Here is a 19986-nt window from a genome sequence, read left to right as displayed (position 1 = left end):
CGAAGCCTCCTGTTTCCTGTATCACCTGGTCTCCTTTACCAAGTCCACGGTGGACGGCGTATCGATAATGCGCGTCTGCTCGATACGGTGCCAGGACGACTGCGTACCGCGGGCGGCCGCCTTTTTATCGTCTCGATGACGCATGCGAGTGAGCACCCGATACTGCAAGCGGTTGAAATACCCAAACCCAAAGCCGGGCAATGGCAAAAAGGGATTGGTGCGGCTCATGCCCCACAGTGCTAGCCGCGAACTACCGGGCTCGGCATCGCCCCGCGCGTGGATACCAAACGTGTTGGCGATCAATAGCGTATTGGCCTTGACGCAAAAAGCACGAGGCCCTTCGCTACCCAACCGCGCGGCATCTTTGGGCCCTACGCGAAAAGAGCCGCTGGCGGTGTAATGATCCGCGTGACGGCTCGCCTGAAGGCTCATCTCATATTCCCACTTCAAACGATCGCGGTCTGGGCGGTTGGAGCCGGGCACAAAAACGAACGGGCCGTTTTTTGCGCTCACCTCTTCAAGGTAGAGCCAGAATTTCATGGTCGGTTGGAAAGTGTCGATATGCAGATTTTTTTGCGGATCGCGCCTCACGCCAGGCTCGACCGGGTCGTTGAGCACGTTCTCGATATGGCAAATCGGCAGGCGTGCATGGCCGCTGCAGTAGCGAAAAAGACGCTTCAATGTGGGGTATTCCAGCACCTCCCTAACCTCGGGTACGGCGCTTAACACCTCAGGAGTCAGCAAGATTCGGTGAGTGCGGGCATCGCCCTGACAGCATTCACGAATCTCACCCTCGAAGCGGGCGATGGCATCGACCAGTGAGGTAAACTGCGCCTCAGAAAGATAGTTCTCCTTGAGCACGAAACCTTTATCGACAAACTGCTTTCGATCGGCTTTCGGAACGCCGGGAGCCAGCATCGCCATGCGCAGACGCGTCATCCAGTACCCGCACCAAACACGAGCAGCATGAAGCCCGTAGCGGTTTAGCCGATGACTACCCAGAACGGGATTCGCCTTAAAGGACTTGGCCCCGGTAAAAACCTCCCCACCCCATACCAGGTATCGCGCTAACGCCTTCATCACCACTTCCTTTTTTCTCCCGGGAAGGCTAATGCCTTGCCGGCCCTAAAACCCCCTACCCCCGTAGGAGCAGGCGCAAGCCAGCGACCTCTCAACGGCAGCTTAAATATCGAAGCCGGCTTCGCGGGCGAGCGTCGTATTGGCCTGCAGCCACCCTTCGATATGACCGCAGTCGAAAGTACGCCCATGCATACGAAATGCCTGAACGGTTTGCCCCTCCTGCATGAGCCGGTCGATGGCGTCAGTGAGCTGGATTTCGTTGCCGGCCCCGGGAGGCTGGTCGGCCAATAGCTCCATGATGCGGTACGGCAAAACGTAGCGGCCAATGACAGACAGCCGCGACGGCGCTTGTTCAGGCTTGGGTTTTTCAACCACACCGCGCATGTCGGCACTCTCCCCCGCTTTGGGTTCATCACAGTCGACGATACCGTAGCGGTACACCTCTTCCTGAGCCACGGCTTCTACCATGATCTGCGAAGCGCCTTGAGCGTCCCAGCGCTCGACCATGCTGCCCAAATCGCACTCTTGGCTGCCTACCTGAGGCTTCACCAGAACGTCGGGCAAGATCACCGCGAAGGGCTCACCGTCATCCAGCAGGTGGGCTGCGCAGTGAATGGCATGGCCCAGCCCCTTGGCGTTGGCTTGGCGTACGCTGGTGATCTTGAGCTTAGGAGGCGCGATGGCGGAAAGCGTTTCAAGCAGTGCATCCTTGCCCTTATCGGCCAGCGAGTGCTCGAGCTCGAAGTGGGCATCGAAGTGGTCCTCGATGGCTGATTTCCCCGTGCGGGTCACCAGAATAATCTCGTTGATTCCCGCCGCCAGCGCTTCTTCCACGACGTGCTGAATCAGCGGGCGGTCGACCACCGGCACCATCTCCTTGGGGATTGCCTTGCTGATGGGCAGCAGACGCGTTCCAAATCCCGCAACAGGAATAACGGCCTTACGGACCTGAGTCATCTAATCATCCTTTTTAATACGATTTTTTGACACGTTTAAAAATCATGTACGTTGATCCAACTGACGTAGCGCCCGGGGTGCTGATTTAACCTTTCAATACGCTTGATAGTAGCTCTTGGGCGCTTTGAATCAACTCATCCAGATGCGCTTCGCTTTTGAAGCTTTCCGCATACACCTTATAAAGCGACTCGGTGCCGCTGGGGCGCGCAGCGAACCAGCCACTATCAGTCATTACCTTGAGCCCGCCAATACTGGCACCGTTGCCCGGTGCCGTTACCAAAACCCTGGTTATGGCATCGCCCGCCAACATTTGAGCCTTGATGCTTTCGGCACTCAACTTTTTGAAGGCCGCTTTTTCTTCAAACGAACAGGCGGTATCGACCCGTTTATAGTGCGGAGTGCCCAAACGCTTAGTGAGCTCCGAGTAATAAGCGCTCGGTGTCTTACCCGTTACTGCCAGGATTTCCGCGGCCAGCAGGCAAAGCGCGATGCCGTCCTTATCCGTCGACCAGGGCCTTCCATCACGAGTGAGCAAGCTGGCGCCAGCGCTTTCTTCACCACCAAAACCCAAGTAGCCCTTATAAAGGCCGTCGACGAACCATTTGAATCCCACCGGCACCTCAAAAAGCTCGCGCCCGTGAGAAGACACGACTCTATCGATCATCGAAGACGACACCAGGGTTTTACCAATTTTGAGCGCGCCTTCCCCGTGACTGGGCCACTGCGGACGATAGCTCAAGAGATAATCGACACACACAGCCAGAAAGTGATTGGGGTTCATCAAGCCGCCAGCGTCGACGATGCCGTGCCTGTCGGCGTCCGGGTCGTTACCGAAGGCGATATCGAAGCGGTCCTTGATCTCGAGCAGGTTCGCCATGGCGGCCGGGCTCGAGCAGTCCATGCGCGTTTTACCGTCATGATCCGGCGGCATGAAGGAGAAGCTTTCATCCACGGTGGTGTTGACCACCTCAATGCTGATCGCGTAGCGCATGAAAATGGCCTGCCACACCGGCAGCGCCGTTCCACCCATGGGGTCTGCGCCCAGCAGTAATCCAGCCTTCTCTATCGCCTCGATATCGATGACCTGAGGCAGGTTGGCGACATACAGCCCGGTGAAGTCGAACTCGGTGGCGTGCGCCAGCGCCTCGTCGAGCGAAACGCGCGGAACGTCATCGATTCGTGTGAGGTACTCATTGGCGCGCGCTTCGATCCAGTCAGTGGCATCGGTATCCGCCGGGCCGCCGTGGTAGGGGTTATACTTGATGCCGCCATCTTCCGGCGGATTGTGCGAGGGCGTAATGATCAGGCCGTCGGCCCGGGGCGCGTTAACGTTAGCGTTGTGTTGCAAAATAGCGTGGCTAACGAGTGGCGTGGCGGTATAGCCACGGTCTTTTTCGACATTAACCTCCACATTGTTGGCCGCCAGCACCTGAAGCGCGCACTCCCAAGCCGGCCGAGATAGCGCGTGGGTGTCCAAACCTAAAAAAAGCGGCCCTTTGTAGCCGGCATCCGAACGGTAATCCACCACCGCTTGGGTGATCGCCCAGATATGCGCGGCGTTGAAGGTGCGATCCAAAGCGCGCCCCCGGTGCCCGGACGTACCAAAAGCCACCCGCTCAGCAGCCACCGCCGCATTCGGAGTTTCTCGATGAAATGCCTCGACGATAGCGTCCACGCGTGTCTCCTTAGCCTATAAAGTGTGGTAATCCAATGGGAAAGAGTTTACTACGAACGATACATGAAACCCTAAAACCCTTTGCCATTCCGACACGCCCTTGGAAGCAGGCTTCAACCAGTAAGATGGCGCACTCAAGGCGCCTGCCGGCGCCGTTCGCCCAATGAATTGGGCTCCTACAACAGCGCCCCATACACCCTTACCGTAGGAGCAGGCGCTAGCCAGCGACCTGCCTGGGGTGCCACCCAATTCAAACACTACACCTCAAGAAAAAATGTGGAGAGCTTCAGCTCGCGAACGCCTAGCAGATAGCGTAAACCTAAAAGTTCGCCCAGAAGTCAGCGGCACGGGCAGGATCACCAATATTACTGGCATCGATTGAGGCCTGGTGAGCCATTCGCGCGGCATCTCTGGGGTTATCCAGCAGATAGCTTATAGCGGCGTGCCATTGGTTAGCATCATCCTCCACCAATAGCCCGTTTTCGCCGTGACGCACCACTTCGGTGTAGGGATAACGATTGGAGTAGACCCCTACGCCCCCCATAGCGGCAATATCGAGAAACTTGATAAAGGACTTACCGGCATTGAAAGGCGAACCCCACAGCGGCGACAGCCCAATATGAAGGCGCCGGCTACGCTGGTAGGTTTGAAAGGCTGGCCAGCCCAACGGCTTGGGCGTTTCGACTCGGGGTAATTTGGCAAGTGCGCTGGGGGTATAGCTGCCTAACATGATTTCGAGCTCGGTATCGCGTCGCCCGGTTTGCAACTCAACAAGCGCGAGGGCGATATGTTCGAGATCTGACAAATGAGCGCGGGTGCCATGAAAGCCTATCCGCCACGGCGTTTCTCGACTCGGCGCGCTTTCGAAATGCGCGAGAGAAGGAAGCGGCGCCAGCAAGGGCGGCGTGAGTACCTGAACGTTGGTATGGGCAGTTGCAAGGCAACGCTTCAATTGAGGGCTACAGGCAACGACCGTGTCTGCCAAGGCGAACAACCGCGGCTGAAGCGCCGCAATGCTCGCCATTCGCTCTCGATAGGCCGGGGGCAACTGGCTGTCCGCCGCAGCGGCGGGTATATCATCATCGATGAGATAAACGATCGAGCCCAACCGGTGACGATAACGCTCCAACCACTCTATCCATGTTGCCGACAGCGAACGACATACAATCAAATGATGCCCGTTCAATCGCGACAGATAACGCCACCGCTGCCACCAAGCCAACGCCTTCGAACGTGAGGCGGTAACGCGCCGAACACGAGCATCGAGTCGCGGCGCCGCCGAGGCAAGAACGTAAACATCCTCGGTTGGCTTTGCCCCATCGCTCAACACACTCCAGCGCTTACCGCTCACCATACAAGACCCGCCATTCACGATTCACGATTCACAACTCACAACTCACAACTAACCAGGCAATCACCGCAGCGAAAAATCCTCATGCACCAGCGTCAAGTTGGGGTTATAGGCCGGGTCGCTGTCCAGAAGTTCGCCCCAGGACTTACGCATGTAGGCAAACTCCCTGAGCCAGCGGGCGCGTTTCTCGGGCGTGTTGTCCGCCCCACGGGAAATCGACTCGTGGTGATAAAGCGCGGCGTAAGGGGTCCACAGGTTGCGATAGCCCGCTTCGCGTACCTTGATACACAGATCCACATCGTTGTAAGCCACGGCTAGATGCGTTTCGTTAAGCCCGCCCACCTCATCGAAGACGGATTTACGTAGCAGCAGGCAAGCAGCGGTTACGGCCGATAGGTTCTGCGTGATTTTAAGGCGGCCCATGTAGCCGTCATCATCGCGCTGGAAAAACCGGTGCGAGTGGCCGGCCATACCGCCCAAGCCCAAAATGACGCCGCCGTGCTGAACGGTATCATTGGGATAATAAAGTTTGGCGCCTACGCAGCCGATCTCAGGGCGCGAAACCTGCTCGACCATTTCGGTCAACCAGGTGCCCTCGGTGGGCTCTACATCGTTGTTGATCAACCCGATGATGCTGCCCTTTGCCTGAGCGGCGCCGAAATTGTTGATCGAGGAGTAATTGAACGGGTGGTCATAATGAATCACCCTCACCCGCGAGTCACTCGCCTCAACGGCCTTCAGATAAGCAAGCGTCTCTTTACAACTGCTCTGGTTATCGAGAATTAGTAACTCGAAATGAGTGTAATCAGTACGTTCGAGCAGCGCATCCACGCAGGGACGCAGAATATGTACTCCATCGCGCGTGGGTACCAGTAGACTGACCAGCGGCTCGGGGGTCGGCATGGGCCACTGCACGCGCTGGGTTCCGGGTAATAGCCCGTCACTCACGCGGGTAGAAACCCCTAGTGCTTCAAAATGGTGCTTTATGAGCGCTACAAAGTTTGTGTCGAAACCGCTATGCGCGCCGTGGTATGCAATATGCGGCACGTGAGCAAACCAGGCCGGTTGGAAAGCCGTTTGACGCGTGATGCTTAAAAGCTGGGCATAATCGAGCCAATCCGGGTTTTGCGCGTTTTCCTCATCGGCCGCCAAGGGCGACGATTTCAATACCGTACAGCGATAGCATACTGCGCGCCCCATGTAAGGGGTGGAGTACAAGAAATCGACGTTGTATGCCGGCTTGAACTGAGGTGAGTGTCGAACGCCATGCTCATCCAAGCCGTCCTCATCGGCAACCAAGACCTGGGCGGCGGGGTTATCCGCCGCAATGCGAGCGGTTTGATAAAGTGCATTATCCGCCAAGCGGTCACCGGGGCGAAGAAAGTACACCCAGTCAGTTGCAACGAGCTGCAAGGCCTCACTGCGCTGCTGGGCGATCGACAACGACGACGTTTCGATGATCTCGACAAACGCCAGTTCGTGCTGCCACTCGCTCAACCAGGCTGCCAAGCGCCGATGTTGGCGCGGCGAAAGCAGCAAAAACGCCTTGTGGGGAGAAAGCGACTGTTCGGCAATACTGGCAAGGGTGGGGTATAGCATCTTTTTGAGCTGCTTGGCCGACTGCTTTTGGTCGTTGACACCCGCCACCACTACGCTACAGGCAAAGCTCTTGTAGGGTACTACCTCGTGTTCATCCGGCGCGCGGCGCTGCTCGATCTGTTGAATCCATTGTTGATAGTGGCGCCGGGTCGACATACTGATAAAGGTACTGTCGTAATCCTCACGCGCCAGCGATTGCCATTTACGGCTTTGCTTGCGAGCTTGCTGCTTGAGGCTAGCCTGCACCTCGTCCAGCGTCATATCCCGGTAATGCTGATGCGTACTGACCAAACGCTGTAACAATCGGTTGTAAGCGAAAGCAGGCGTTAACCAAACGAACCGAAAGTGGCTGTAGGAGAACCTGCAGGCTACATGGGAGGGCTTAAGGGTGACCTTTTTTACTCCCCAAGGCACGAACACCAAGCGTTTGGTGGTTTTACCCATACGCAAGGGAAAATCGATCGTAATGCTGCGACGAGAGGATTCGAAGGTCAGCGTAGCCACAATACCGCTAACATCACGATCGCAGGCGATTTCCAGCATGTTCCAGCCCGCCCAGGGTAGCTGCCCTTCCAGCTTGAACAGCGGCTCGCTGTCACTCGCCTGCCACTCACCCGGGCGTTGGGTAGGCGCCAGATGCTGTAAAGGAATAAAACGCAGAGGCGAGCGGTGATGCGGGTATCGTTTATCAAGTGATGCCATGAGATCCTTCTTTGCAGCGCTTGTTCATTGAACCGACACACCCCCTCACGATTGAAAACCCGCATGTTAACAGCCTGGCGCGGCCACTACACTCGAATGAACGCATCAAAGCGCCACCCAAGGGGAAAGCCCTAGTGAATCGACCAATTCGTCGCGCTCATCGACCAATACCTTCCGCTTGTCGACGAGTGCCTGCTCGTCCGAGGACAAGCGTGCACGCTTGTCCTCGATCAACGCCGCTAGCGATTGTTTAGCCTTGGGCACCTGCACGACAAAACGCGCATTGGTTTGCACGATCAAATAATCCGGCTGGAGGGCCCCCGTAAGCTCAGGGTCCAGGTTACCGGCGGTGTGCACGAATACCACGTGTGAAAATAGCCGGCAAAGGTAATTCAACATGGAGTAGCTCGACGAAGAACCAAATATCAGGCATGTCGCAGAGGCTAGCGCATCGGGGTTGACCATGATCAACCAGCGGCCAAAGTTAGGTAGCCCGTTATCGAAATGGCGAAACTTGACGTAATTGAACGACGTCAACGCCTGAATATCGCACTGACGCTCTGGCGAGAATTTGTTGCCAAGATCGCCCACCAACTGTCGCGTCTTATACTCATCGTTTTCAAACAGTGCATCGACCGCGTCAGGCTCGAGCCCCAAGGCTTTGGCCAACGCTTTCGTAGCCACCATGGCTCCCTGCTGCGCCCAATGAGTATCCGTTCGAATGAATGCACTGTCTCCCAACGCGGTCAAATCAGCAACGGGATAGACAGCCTTACTGGCCTCGGGCAGCGCCAACAGTTGGTAAATAGGCCCACCTTCGCCCTCCGGCAACGGATGATAGCGCGGCCCCATGACACTCTCCTTGGAAGGAGCAATCAGTAACGCAGCCGTTGCACCATGTTTTTTCACAAGTGCCTGGAACCCTTGGAGATAGCCCTGCCACTGCCGAAGACCTTGCTCGGTCAAACGCATGTGACCACGGTATTGATCGACGCTCCCGTTGGTATCGTTGTCCAGAAAAAGCCATCCTTCTTTGCCTTCCAGCACTTTCAACGTCGTGAGTGCGGGTACGTCACCGGCATCCACGTCGATACTCCTGAGAAGCCACCGCTCATCGCCTAGCTCCAGCCAGAGCTTGAAATTCGTCAAATGAAAAGGGACGGAAAAACGATAACCGCATTCATGCTGCGGATGAGCCGTGGCGTCTTCTTCCAGAATACGCTCGATGACGTCGGGCCGCTTCACTTTCAGAGGGTAGCGAAGCTCATAGGTATCATCCCACTGGGCCACGATCCGAAGCTCTTGTAACCGTGATAGATACGCATCACTCAACAGCACCCATCCCTGAACCAAACGGCCAGACGGCGAAAACTGCGCTTCGCGATCCGGGGAAGGATAATCAAGCTCCCAACGATATATCGGCGAGGCGTTACTACTTTCCAGGCTATCGAACCAATGCCGTTTCAACCACCGCTTAACTTCATCTGATGCACTCAAACTGATACTTCCTTTTAAAACTAAAACGGCAACTCACTTAGGGTGGAACGTGCATAGCTATCAAAAAGCGCGCTTTTTAAGCGCTCGGCGCTATAGAGCTTGACTGCCCGCGACCGGCCAGCCCGACCCATATGCAGGCAGCGCTCCGGTGAGCGGCTCAAGAAAGCGAGTTTACGGGCAACGGCACGCGCATTCCCAACCGGCACCAGAAAACCGGTTTCACGATTGACGACCAACTCAGGAATAGCGCCCCAACGATAAGCCACGACGGGCTTGCCAGCGGCCATGGCCTCGAGCACCGTGCGTCCGAAAGACTCTTGAAAGCGCGAAAGATTCATCACGATATCCAATTGGCTCAGGGCCTCATCGGGTGTTTCGACATAGCCTGCGTAACGAATATTGGCGGGTGCTTGGCCAATGCTCTGGCGCTTTTGCAACGATTCGATCAACGACGTCGCCGGGCCATAAAGCACCACCTCTACGTCGGGGGCTAGCGTTTGAAGGCGCCAAGCCATGACCTCAACGTCTTCGAGCCCCTTTTTAGCGACGTTGCTACTCAGCATCCCCACTCGGAAACGACGCGGGCCATCCACGATGCTTTCCGGCAGCGCGAGCAACGCGGTCATATCAATGGTATTGGGAACGACACGTACCGCAGGCGCTTGAAGACGCCGACCACCTCGTGGTTTGAATGCACGAGCGGTAAAGCGTGAATTGGCGACAATGATATCGGCGTGTTCATGAACGTGGGCGACCAGCTCCGCTGGTTGGGCGCCCAGTTGCTCACACAGAGAGCGATCATGGACGGGAAGCTCGCGCACATGAACGAGTGCGCTTATACCCTCGCGACGAGCGGCTACATAGGGTTCTTGCAGTACAGCCGTGTTCCCGTGAACGGCGCTCACGCCAAAGCGGCGAATCAGCGCTTGGAAATGGCCAACGGTGGCCTCGACGGCTAACCGCCCTACCTGCCACCAGCCGTAAGGCAGAATAGCCAACGCTTTACAGCGTTTCAAAAGTGCCTGCTCGTAAGCCAGGTTGCTTGCCTGGGGTAATGTCACTACTACATTCCAGCGCAGAGTGCGCATGGCATCCAGTACGTCGAGCAAGCTACGTTCGGCGCCGAACAGAGTGCTTCCCGCTTGATGACCGCAAAGCAGCACCGTCGGCCGGGCATCAAACGTACACTCCCCCGGCCATACGGGAAGTGCACGCTCCTCGCAGGCAGCGCCTTGAAGATAATGTTGTAAAGGGTTTAACCCTGCCGGCAACGCACAAGACAACCCGCGCAAATACCCGGTCGTGGAAAAGTGTGGCCCCGGGTCTCGGCCCTCGAATGCCCCAACCTCCCAAAAGTGGCGAAATGGCTCGATGGTCACTTGCTGCAGGTCGATATAGCGTTCCAGATACCAACCTGCATCGAACATCGATGATTCGAGCAGCGCTTCGTATCCATCGAGAGGCGGATTAGGCGGTGATGTAGAGCGCAACAGCACACTGGGCGCGCGAAAAGAACGCTGAGATGGCGCCATGGCCATATAGAGCGAATCATTGGTTTCATGCCAGTGCCTTGCAGCCTGCATGTAATCGAAACGGATACCGGTAAACTGGCTCGCCAAATGAGAACGCTGATGCTGACTAAGTGAGCCTTCATCTGCTCGGCCAAAGGAAAGCGGCACGCCCGGTAGCACATCTTTAAGCGCCAACTTCCCATAAGCAGCCTCTATACGCTGCCGATACTCGGTATCCGCATTCACGCTCACGTTATCCCAATACCCCAGCGTCTCGAACACGTCGCGCCGAAACATCAGTGACGACATGTTGGGATATACCCAGCCGAACTCGTCCAGCCGCCAGCGGTGAAAAAGAAGTGTCGGCGTAACCCGTACCCAATGAGAAAGACATGCCTTGGCTCGTGGGTGGCAACTCAACGCTTGGCTTTGCAACAATAGCTTCTGAGGATGTGACCAGTCGTCGCTATCATGCGTGGTGATGAGTTCCCCCCGAGCTTCTAGTAGCCCAGTGTTACGTGCCGCGTAAGCCCCCTGATTCACTGTATGGCGAATCAAGCGCAACGTTATATGGTCGGGGGTACGATGCTGGAACCGGGTAACCACGCGGGCACTCTCGTCACTGCTGGCATCGTCCACTACGATGATGTCCAGCCTGACCCCTACCTGAGCAAATAAGCTGGCAAGTGCTGTGGCCACGGTATGCTGTGCGTTGTATAGCGGCACGATGACGCTGACGAGAGGAGCACGACGAGAAACGAGAAGTGGAGTGCAGCTGTCGTTTGGTGTGCCTAGCGGCGTGAAGGTCGTATCGTGAGCAAGCGGCAAGCGCAAACATGAAAAAGCGCTGCGTGATGAGGCCCGGTCTTCCGTCGCCAGATTATCCAACCCCAAGGGCTGTACTGAATCAGCACGCGTCAACGACCTAAGGCCGTTGATTTTGAAGCAACGGTTGATGGTCGTTAGGCGCGAGCCTTCGCCGGCATGGACAAAAAGAGCCAGGTTGGCCTCGGCCAGCGGCGTATCCGGGTGATCGGGGAAGCGCGCATGCAGGAAACTCATTGCCTGACGTGCCAGCTTGGCGTAGCGCTTAAGGGGCAACTGACGACACACGATATCGATCACCCACAAGGCCGGCCCCGGATGCTCGTAGGCCAAAAACCTTCCCTTGGGCGCCAGCAACTCGAGCGCCGCTGGCCATTTTCCCTGCCAACCGGCCCACTGAGACAACGCCCAGCGGGCACAAAGCCGTTCCTGAACATTCGAGCTCGGGTCGGTCAACAGCCGCTCCAGCTTGGGTCGAACCACCGCATGGGCGCCCCGCCAAAGAGCCAGCTCCCACGCCAGCGCCATATTCCGTTGCCCCAAGCGCCCTTCCCGTTTGCCATGGTGCTGAAAATGCTCCCAGGGGTCGACACCTGCAGCAGCGACATCCGGATAAGCGGCCAGATACCACTGGGCATCGAACGTTTCGCTTGACGCATCCGCACATTGGTCAGCTGGGCGTTGACGCGTAACGCTGCCAGCCGTCCTTGAAAGCACTTCTTTGGGCCAACTGAAAAACATGCTCACCTACTCGATACTCGCCTTTCGCCTGTATGGCCAAAGGATAGGGCAGCCGACACTATAGCGTAAAAGCATCAACGTAAAAGCGGGGCCTGCACGATACAGAGCCCCGCTCGATCACTGCTTCAGACGTTTACTTAGGTTGACTCACCCGCACCGAATTTGGTGTCGGACCCGGCATCGTGCGGTCGGGCCAAGCGCTCTTCTCTGATGCCATCTCTTAAGTAATGCACCAAGGGGTTGATGCCGGTGGCCACCACATCGGGATAGGTTTGCAAATAGGCTGCACTATCGAAGTGTGGCGAGGGGTTGCGCCCTTCGAAACCGCCAAACTTCACGTAATGAAAAGCCGGGCGGCGGTTGAAGTTATCATCGCTTGCGATGTCCGGGTACTGCTGCAAGTACCATTGGGCGTCGAACCACTGGCTGGCTTCGACTTCGGCAATGGCTGTTTGCAACTTGCGCTGTTCGGCCTTTTTACCAAGGCGCTTGGAGGATTTCCCCACAGGCCGGGGCTGGCTTGGTTCGGCGCTCTTGGGCTGCGCGGCTTCAGCAAGTTTGAGCGTAAGCGCCTCGAGCTCTGCCTCTCTGGCTTCCATGGCCGCAGTCAAATCCCCCAGCTCTTCGAAGCGGTCAGCAAGCTCTTGATCGCGTTCCTGCAATTTGTCTTGCAGCTTACTCACTTGCATGAGTGCCTCATGCTCACGAGCGGTCGCATCGCCGTAGGCCGCCTCAGAGGCGTTGACGCTTTCGCGAAGCTCATGGATCTCGTCTTTACGCTGCGCGTCGCGCGTTTCGGCTTTAGCCAACTGGCGGCGAAACGCTTTGGCATCGCGCTTTTTCTCTTCGTTGCGCTCGAAGAGCCGAGCAGCTTTCTGCTCTAAAGCGTCGCGTTTTTTGTCCGCCTCTTCCAGCATGTCGGTCAGAATCGCCAGCTCATTAAAGCGGGTACTGATATTAGCGTCTTTCTCGGCGACCATGGCTTCCAGGGCCGCGTTCCGAGCGTTACTCTCTTCCAGCGTGCTCTGCGTTTCGGCAAGCGTTTTGCGCACGCTCGCCAACTCATCGTTGTTGGCTTTTAACTCACCGTGGGCATCCGCGAGTTTTTCATCCAGCAAGCGGTTCTCTTCGCTTAGCTTGGCAAGCGCCTGCTCGTTAAGATTCAACGTTTGGCGCAGCTTCTCGGCGCGTTCGCTGGTTGCATCGCGTTCCTGAACCACGTCCTCGAACTGCTGCTGCACGTGGCTAAGCTTTGCCTTGTGCTGGTCGCTTACGGCCTGGTCGGCCACGCCACGCCCCAGCCGTGCGAACACATCGCGTACGGCGCGGGCTGCGCTGGGCGTCTTCCAGCGTGCCAGCAGCGTTTCAATCAGCTCTGGGGGGGTGGATCCCACCACCACCACGCCCAAGCCATCACCGTGATGAAAAGATAGCGAGCGATAACGCTCTTGCAACGAAACAAACAGCTCGTAGTGAATGGGCGAGGCATCGCCACCGTTGATGCCGGAAAGCAACACGACGCCTTGATCTGACATCAACTCAAGCCACCGCTCAAGAACGAGATCCATGTTCTCGTCATCGCCGGCCAGGTCCAGTGCCAAAATATCGATGCCTGACTGCATACGCTTGGCCGCACGCGCCGGCGAGGCGCTGATCAAACGGTGGCAGCCGCCGTAGCGCCGCTCGGCCGCGGCGGCGATGTCTCTGGTTTCGCTGTCATCGCTGACCAGCAAGCATTCGGTATCCGGGTCAATACGCATCGCCGCCTGACAGAGTGCCAAATGAGGGCTACCGGGCCGAGCGCCTAAAGTGACGCAGCGGCGCGGGCGCATGGTTTCCATCAGCCAGAAGACCCAAGGCAGATGATCGAGCCAGGGCGACGCCTCTACGTGGTCGGGCTGCCAAAACATGGAGCCCTGAGCCAGCGACTGTAGCGGCGCCATGGAAGCTGCCGTCGTTTTTCTTTCAATTCTCATCAAATCGTTCCATTGCATTTAAGCACTACGTCATCGCCGCAAAACCCGAGGGGTTCACCCCATGACTCAATATCAGTCAGCGGATAGGCGCTGCTAGACCCGATACAAGACACCATCCCAATAGCGGCACGAAAAAGTATTTCTCAGGATGGTATCTCGCTGCGACAGCTTGAGACTTTTTTTCACAGCGTTCTCTTTCATGCCTTTTTTGGCATACTCGAGGCTATCTTCGTGATTCATGAGATAGATAATACTGGGTACCTCCAACAACATCACCGCGCGATCAAGCGCCTGACACGTTGTGTAAAACTCTTTATGACTATCGAACGAGGAAAACACCGTAGTTTCATCTTCCCAGGAATCCGGCAGCTCTTGCTTGTCGAATACGGGTAGAAAGCAAGAGCCACAGTGGCGCGAAAACTCGTCAGCGATAAGTTCCATATCGCCATTGCGCGCATCCAGCCGATAGCCCGCATCGATCACCACGGAGACGGCCGGATCGATTTTCGACACATCATCGATCAACGAAGCGCTAATCAGGTCATCGGCATCGGCAAACGCCAAACGGCACCGTTTTAGGCAGTGCTGCTTGACCCAGGCAGCGGCCAAGCGGCGTTTCTTGAGTTTATCCCACCCCTTGCCTCGGCTGCCTGGAGGCGCAAAAGGCGCTTGGAGAAACGTGATCGAGTCCCAGTCGACATTTTTCATATCGGGCATTTCATGCCCGGCTATCACGATATGAAACAGCTTGCTGGTCGAGCGTTGAATGGTCGTGACCGTAGTCTCGAGCATTTGACATACCCGCGGCCAGTCCGTCGCGTTAGAGGCTGATTTGAGCGATATACAAAATACAATTCGATCATCGACAATCATCAAAAATACCTAATAAAAAAAGCTCGAATCTAACTTTGTCTCTTTTATACATCTCTGTTATGCATATCTTTATGCATCGACTGAAAAAAACGCGAATCTAGCTTTCAAATCGTCATGATCGTCCTGGTCGAGCAGTACCATTTTGGCTTTATCACGCTCGCGGCCCCCGTGGGCCACCAGATCACTATGCGCGTGCTCGGTTCTAATGAACATCCGTTGTCTGGAATCCATCACCACCGGGTAACGCTTATCCACATTGGTGTGGTTACCCACCGAAAAAACCGTAATGGGGCTTTCGACTTTCTCTTGCGAGGTAAGCGTCTTGACCATGGCCAGGCCTTGGGCATTGTTTATCTGACGGTGCTGATAGTGGTCGGTGTAGCGGTTCTGCGCATAGACACTCAAAATCCCCTCGGGGAACGTGACGCAATAGTCTTCATCGTGAGGGTACATGTGCCGTTCGAGCACAGTGCAGTAATCACTGGCTAGGGCATCGTCGTCATCCAGACGTACCGACGCGCAGCAGATCGGGAACTCGAAACGCTCGAGCTCCTTGGCTACCCTAAGGTCGATTTGCCGATTCAGCGCTTTCTCGCTTCGAACCTTGACGATTTTAAGCCACGTACGCTGTTCGGAAAGCGCGCGCAGTCGTGACTCGAATTCTTCCGGAAGCTCTTCGGAAATGAACACCAGCGCCGTGGCGCGTTCGGCGTCCATCATGCTATCCAACCCCGGCAACGTCACCTTTTCAAAAATCGCCTGGTGCGTTAACAGCCGGTCTCGATCGAACAGGTTCTGCTTGTAGACCTCCATGTCCACTTTATTGCCAATGGCCCAAGCGCTTTTGCTTTTGGTAAAAACGCTGAATCGAATAAGGAAAAAAATATGTTTACGCAAGACTTGTTATCCTTCTCGTTTGATCAGCAAAACTTTTTACGTCGTTATGGCCCATGTTGGCATGGCCCATGTCGATTAGCCCTAAGTCATTATGACCCAAGCCGTATGGCTTTATAGTTAGGCAGAGACGGTTTTACCGATAAGCCCTAGGCGCTTCAAGTGAACGCGGTAGCCAAACAGGTTTCTGACCACCCCAAGAGCTAGCTCTACCTGCTGTTGATAACGCGCAGGATCATTGGCCATTGCTTCGATGACGGTGATGACCTCTTCCGGGCGCGCATAGACGGCGGCATCGCCGAATAACGGTTTGTATTTTGGGTCGATAATCACCGGCACGCCCACGGCCATGGCTTCGAACATGACCCGCCCAAACGCCTCTATCCAATCCGAGTGGGTGTAGTAGACGTAGAAATCCAGCTCGCGCAGAAACTGCGCCGGGTGTAGCGAGCCAAACTCGTGAACCACCCAGTTACCGGGTAAATGGCCCAGCACTTGCGTGGGTGACTGCGCACCGCCCAATACGTGGATCGCGAACCGTTCATCTTCGGGGTAAAGCGTCGAAAGCACTTGGGCGGATTCCGGCCACTTGACGTACTGATCACGCGAGTGGCGGCCAATACGAATGGGCGCGCCGTGCACGGTATGCGCTGGGCGCTGCCACTCATCCACGTTGATGATATTGACCCAATCCTCGTCGGCGAGGTCTACCCCGGCAAGCTCGCTTGCGTGGTGATCGTGAAGCGATGCCCGTACCAGCGGCCCGATAGGATACCAGCGCGCCTCTTTACCGAAGGCTTGAAGAATATGGCGGTTGCAGGTGGGAATATCATAAAGCGTGGCACCGGTTTCGCTGTATTCGCGTTTAGGCGGCTGGTTCACGATCACTGAAATACGCGCCGCCTCTACCTGAGGCAATCTATCTTGCAGGTGCTGTACCACCGGCGGGTGGCGAATCACCAGGTGGTCGCAGGTGACCCGCTCCCCGGCCACGATGAACGCCACGTTTTCACCATCTACCAAATCGCGCACGCTTTCGTTGATGGTACGGCCGGGATTCAGGTCGTAGCGTAGCAGGTTGAGCAACCCGGTACGCAGGCCGAAGTGGCGCTGCGCCTTGATCTCTTCGATGTTCGAGTGGCTGGTGCCGCCGGGCAGGCGAAAATCCGAGGCGATGATGACATCGAAATGGGTACGGCTTGCGCCTTTATCCGGCAGCATGGGGCTGGGCCGTGCGAACTGGCGCTCTGCGCCCTCTTTGCCATAGCGAAGCGGTGCCGTACTTTCGCCGGCGCGCTTGCGCCAATAGGCCGCCGATTCGTCGTACTCTTTACGCGCCCCGGTTTTGTACCCCAGGTAGCCAAAATCGCTGTCTGCGGTGAGCGAGCCCGCTGCCTGGCGCTGAAAGCAGAGCGGCGCCCCGCCCAACGTCACCACGGCCTGCTCACCAAATACCTGGCGCAGCCGGGCCAAAAATTCCGAATCCGCCGCAAACCGCACCTTGTCCCAGTACCCCAGCGCTTCACCGACCGGCCCGCGGCGGAACATCAACGATGAGAGGTTCATCAGCAGAAACGTTGTCGACTTCGGCCGCAGATAGATACCGCCATCTTCACGCAGGCGAATCTGCGACGAGCAGTTGGCGATGACATCCGAGTGAGCCTTCAAGTGCGCTACCTGAATTTCGATCTTGCGCGGGTGGGACCAGTCATCGGCATCGTGGGTGGTCACGAACTCGCCGCGGCACTCATCCAGCGCCCGGTTTCGCGCGGCATAGGGGCCTTCATTAGTAGCAGTGGTCAGAACACGCACCCGTGAATCCTGCGCGGCAAAACGCTTGGCTACCGCCACGGTATCATCGGTACTGGCATCGTCGCTTACCAGGATTTCCAAAGCCTGGTGCGACTGTGCCAGCAGCGATTCAAGCGCGGTAGGCAGCATGGTGGCCGCGTTGTACGCCGGAATGATCACGCTCACCAGCGTATTGGAAGGGCTAACGCCTTGAGTATCGGCGGTCACACGCTCATAAAAGCTTGCCGGCGCGTCTACCTGGGAGTGTTCGGGTTTGAAGCGTACGCCTTCCAGGCCGTGCTGTTGGTACATACTAGACAGCAGCTCCAAGCGGGCTTGGGAGGTAGTGGCCAGGTTCAAATGGCCAAGCAGCCAATCGTCATCACGCAGTGAAGCCGGTACGCTGGCAAGCACGTGCCGGCCTTCTTCAAGCTGCCCAAGCCGGGCATGAAGCTGAGAAAGCAACTTCTTTGCCGCTACCTGTGCCGCTTCTTCCTGAGTGGATTCAATATACGCCTGAAAGAACGCCACGGCGTTTTCCTGGGCGCTGGGCGCTTGCTGGCCGGCGTACCACAGCCCCAACTCCCAAAGAGCAAACTGGCGAGCCAGCCCGCTTTCATCCCGCGCAATGGTTTCAAGCTCAGGGATGGCCACATTGGAAAACTCGAGGTTATAGGCTCGCGCGACCAGGTCCTTGATGCGCTGCTGCTGTTTCTTCTTTGTACGCCGGCTTTTCATCTGGGCGGATTCCGCCGCGTTTAGCGTTATTTTCGATGCCGGAAGGCGATCTTCATGGATGCCGTGCATCAGATAATGTATTAGCGGGCTCTCACCAGACTGCGCCACATCCGGGTAGGTACTCACGTAGTAGCGGGGGTCGAAGAAGCGTGACGGCATGCGCCCCCAAGCCTCGCCGTACTTGACGTAGTGAACGACAGGATCCAGACCCGAACGCGCCACGTCCGGATAGCGCTTCATGTACCACTTTTCGTCCATGAAACCGGAATGGCGAATAAACTCGATACGCTTCCAATACATTAGCTTTCCCTGATATCTAGAACTCATCATGATGCAAGAACAAGGGGTATGACGATGACCGGTTCAACGGCGACCGGTTCAAAACAGTCGGTTCAACAACACTCGATTCAACAAAACACGATCACGAAGGCCGACGACCACCTACACATCGAAAAATGCTCGCAAATGCGAGCATTGATATCACTAAAGGTTCACTGTGCGCTTGCGGTACACCCTTGCGTCGTTATCGCAGAGCTACTAACGGGTACGGCCTCAATCCTGCCCGAACAGATCTCGCGTATAGACTTTCTCGCGCACATCGACGATGTCATCGACCATGCGGTTGGCAATGATAACATCGCAGCGCTGCTTGAACGCCTCTAGATCCTTCATGACTTCCGAGTTGTAGAAATACGCCTCTTCCAGTACCGGTTCGTAAACGACAACCTCGACTCCCTTAGCCTTGATGCGTTTCATCACCCCCTGCATGGCGCTAGCACGAAAGTTATCCGAACCAGACTTCATGATGAGCCGGTAAACGCCCACCACTCTGGGGTTGCGCTTAAGCACCGACTGGGCGATGAAATCCTTGCGCGTACGGTTGGCTTCGACGATGGCACCAATCAGGTTGTTGGGTACATTTTCGTAATTGGCCAATAGCTGCTTGGTATCCTTGGGTAGGCAGTACCCCCCGTAGCCAAAGCTTGGGTTGTGGTAGTGCATACCAATACGCGGGTCGAGCCCCACCCCTTCGATGATTTGCCGGGCATCCAGTCCATGGGTTTCGGCGTAGGTATCCAGCTCGTTGAAGTAAGCCACGCGCATGGCAAGGTAGGTGTTGGCAAACAGCTTGATCGCCTCGGCTTCGGTACTATCGACGAATAGTGTGGGGATATCCTGCTTGACGGCGCCGGCTTTCAACAGCCCCGCGAAGCGCTCGGCACGCTCGGAACGCTCGCCTACCACGATACGCGATGGGTGCAGGTTATCGTAAAGCGCCTTGCCTTCACGCAGAAACTCCGGCGAGAAAATCAGGTTGCGGGTGCCGAAGCGCTCGCTTGCCTCTTTAGTGTACCCCACCGGCACGGTGGACTTGACGACCATGACCGCCTCTGGATTGATGCGCATGACATCCTGGATTACCGACTCGACGCTGGAGGTATCAAAATAGTTGGTGACGGCATCGTAGTTGGTAGGCGTGGCGATGATGACGTAGTCGGCGTTGGCGTAGGCGAGTTCCTTATCCAGCGTCGCTGTCAGGTTCAATGCCTTATCCCGGAAGAACGCTTCGATTTCGGCATCTTCGATGGGCGATTGCCGGGCGTTGATCAGCTTTACCTTTTCAGCCACAACATCCACCGCCACCACTTCCTGATGCTGAGCCAGAAGCACCGCGTTGGAAAGACCTACATAGCCCGTACCGGCAACCGCTATTTTCAATTTGGACACCCCATTAAGCGCCATCTCATTACATCCATCCGTTTCAAGTATTTAAAT

The 19986-nt window shown here is 56.4% G+C and carries 12 protein-coding genes; all 12 read right to left on the bottom strand.

Annotated features, from left to right (window positions below; translation table 11 throughout):
• Positions 1-21 precede the first annotated feature (21 nt).
• A complete protein-coding gene (locus MQW23_RS08310) occupies positions 22-939 on the bottom strand; it encodes a phytanoyl-CoA dioxygenase family protein (protein ID WP_252107391.1) in 918 nt (305 codons plus the stop codon).
• A 243-nt stretch (positions 940-1182) separates the two neighbouring features.
• Complete coding sequence (locus tag MQW23_RS08305) at positions 1183-2037, bottom strand: UTP--glucose-1-phosphate uridylyltransferase (RefSeq protein ID WP_252107390.1); 855 nt, start codon at positions 2035-2037, stop codon at positions 1183-1185.
• A gap of 85 nt (positions 2038-2122) precedes the next feature.
• The gene (locus MQW23_RS08300; RefSeq protein WP_252107389.1) at positions 2123-3712 is read right to left on the bottom strand and encodes a phosphohexomutase domain-containing protein; all 1590 of its coding nucleotides are present in this window, start codon (positions 3710-3712) and stop codon (positions 2123-2125) included.
• 319 nt (positions 3713-4031) lie between these two features.
• Positions 4032-5066 carry a glycosyltransferase gene (locus MQW23_RS08295; protein WP_252107388.1) on the bottom strand — a complete coding sequence of 345 codons (1035 nt, stop codon included), beginning with the start codon at positions 5064-5066 and terminating at the stop codon, positions 4032-4034.
• Between the two features lie 60 nt (positions 5067-5126).
• The gene (locus MQW23_RS08290) at positions 5127-7364 is read right to left on the bottom strand and encodes a glycosyltransferase family 2 protein (RefSeq protein ID WP_252107387.1); all 2238 of its coding nucleotides are present in this window, start codon (positions 7362-7364) and stop codon (positions 5127-5129) included.
• A gap of 105 nt (positions 7365-7469) precedes the next feature.
• The gene (locus MQW23_RS08285; protein ID WP_252107386.1) at positions 7470-8861 is read right to left on the bottom strand and encodes an alginate O-acetyltransferase AlgX-related protein; all 1392 of its coding nucleotides are present in this window, start codon (positions 8859-8861) and stop codon (positions 7470-7472) included.
• 20 nt (positions 8862-8881) lie between these two features.
• On the bottom strand, positions 8882-11938 hold the full coding sequence (locus MQW23_RS08280) for a glycosyltransferase (RefSeq protein WP_252107675.1): 3057 nt from the start codon (positions 11936-11938) through the stop codon (positions 8882-8884).
• Positions 11939-12075: 137 nt separating this feature from the next.
• Complete coding sequence (locus tag MQW23_RS08275; RefSeq protein ID WP_252107385.1) at positions 12076-13881, bottom strand: coiled-coil domain-containing protein; 1806 nt, start codon at positions 13879-13881, stop codon at positions 12076-12078.
• A 126-nt stretch (positions 13882-14007) separates the two neighbouring features.
• Positions 14008-14706, bottom strand: coding sequence for a hypothetical protein (locus MQW23_RS08270; RefSeq protein WP_252107384.1), 699 nt, complete (start codon positions 14704-14706; stop codon positions 14008-14010).
• A gap of 150 nt (positions 14707-14856) precedes the next feature.
• Positions 14857-15684 carry a glycosyltransferase gene (locus MQW23_RS08265; RefSeq protein ID WP_252107383.1) on the bottom strand — a complete coding sequence of 276 codons (828 nt, stop codon included), beginning with the start codon at positions 15682-15684 and terminating at the stop codon, positions 14857-14859.
• Between the two features lie 117 nt (positions 15685-15801).
• The gene (locus MQW23_RS08260; protein WP_252107382.1) at positions 15802-18510 is read right to left on the bottom strand and encodes a glycosyltransferase; all 2709 of its coding nucleotides are present in this window, start codon (positions 18508-18510) and stop codon (positions 15802-15804) included.
• Positions 18511-18762: 252 nt separating this feature from the next.
• Positions 18763-19929, bottom strand: a complete 1167-nt coding sequence (locus tag MQW23_RS08255; RefSeq protein ID WP_252107381.1) for a nucleotide sugar dehydrogenase — start codon at positions 19927-19929, stop codon at positions 18763-18765.
• Between the last annotated feature and the right edge of the window lie 57 nt (positions 19930-19986).

Origin of the sequence: Halomonas sp. S3-1-1 (assembly GCF_023757625.1) — a bacterium.
Lineage (GTDB): Bacteria > Pseudomonadota > Gammaproteobacteria > Pseudomonadales > Halomonadaceae > Vreelandella.
Note: the sequence above shows the minus strand (reverse complement) of the source record. Positions and strands in the feature narration are given on the sequence as shown.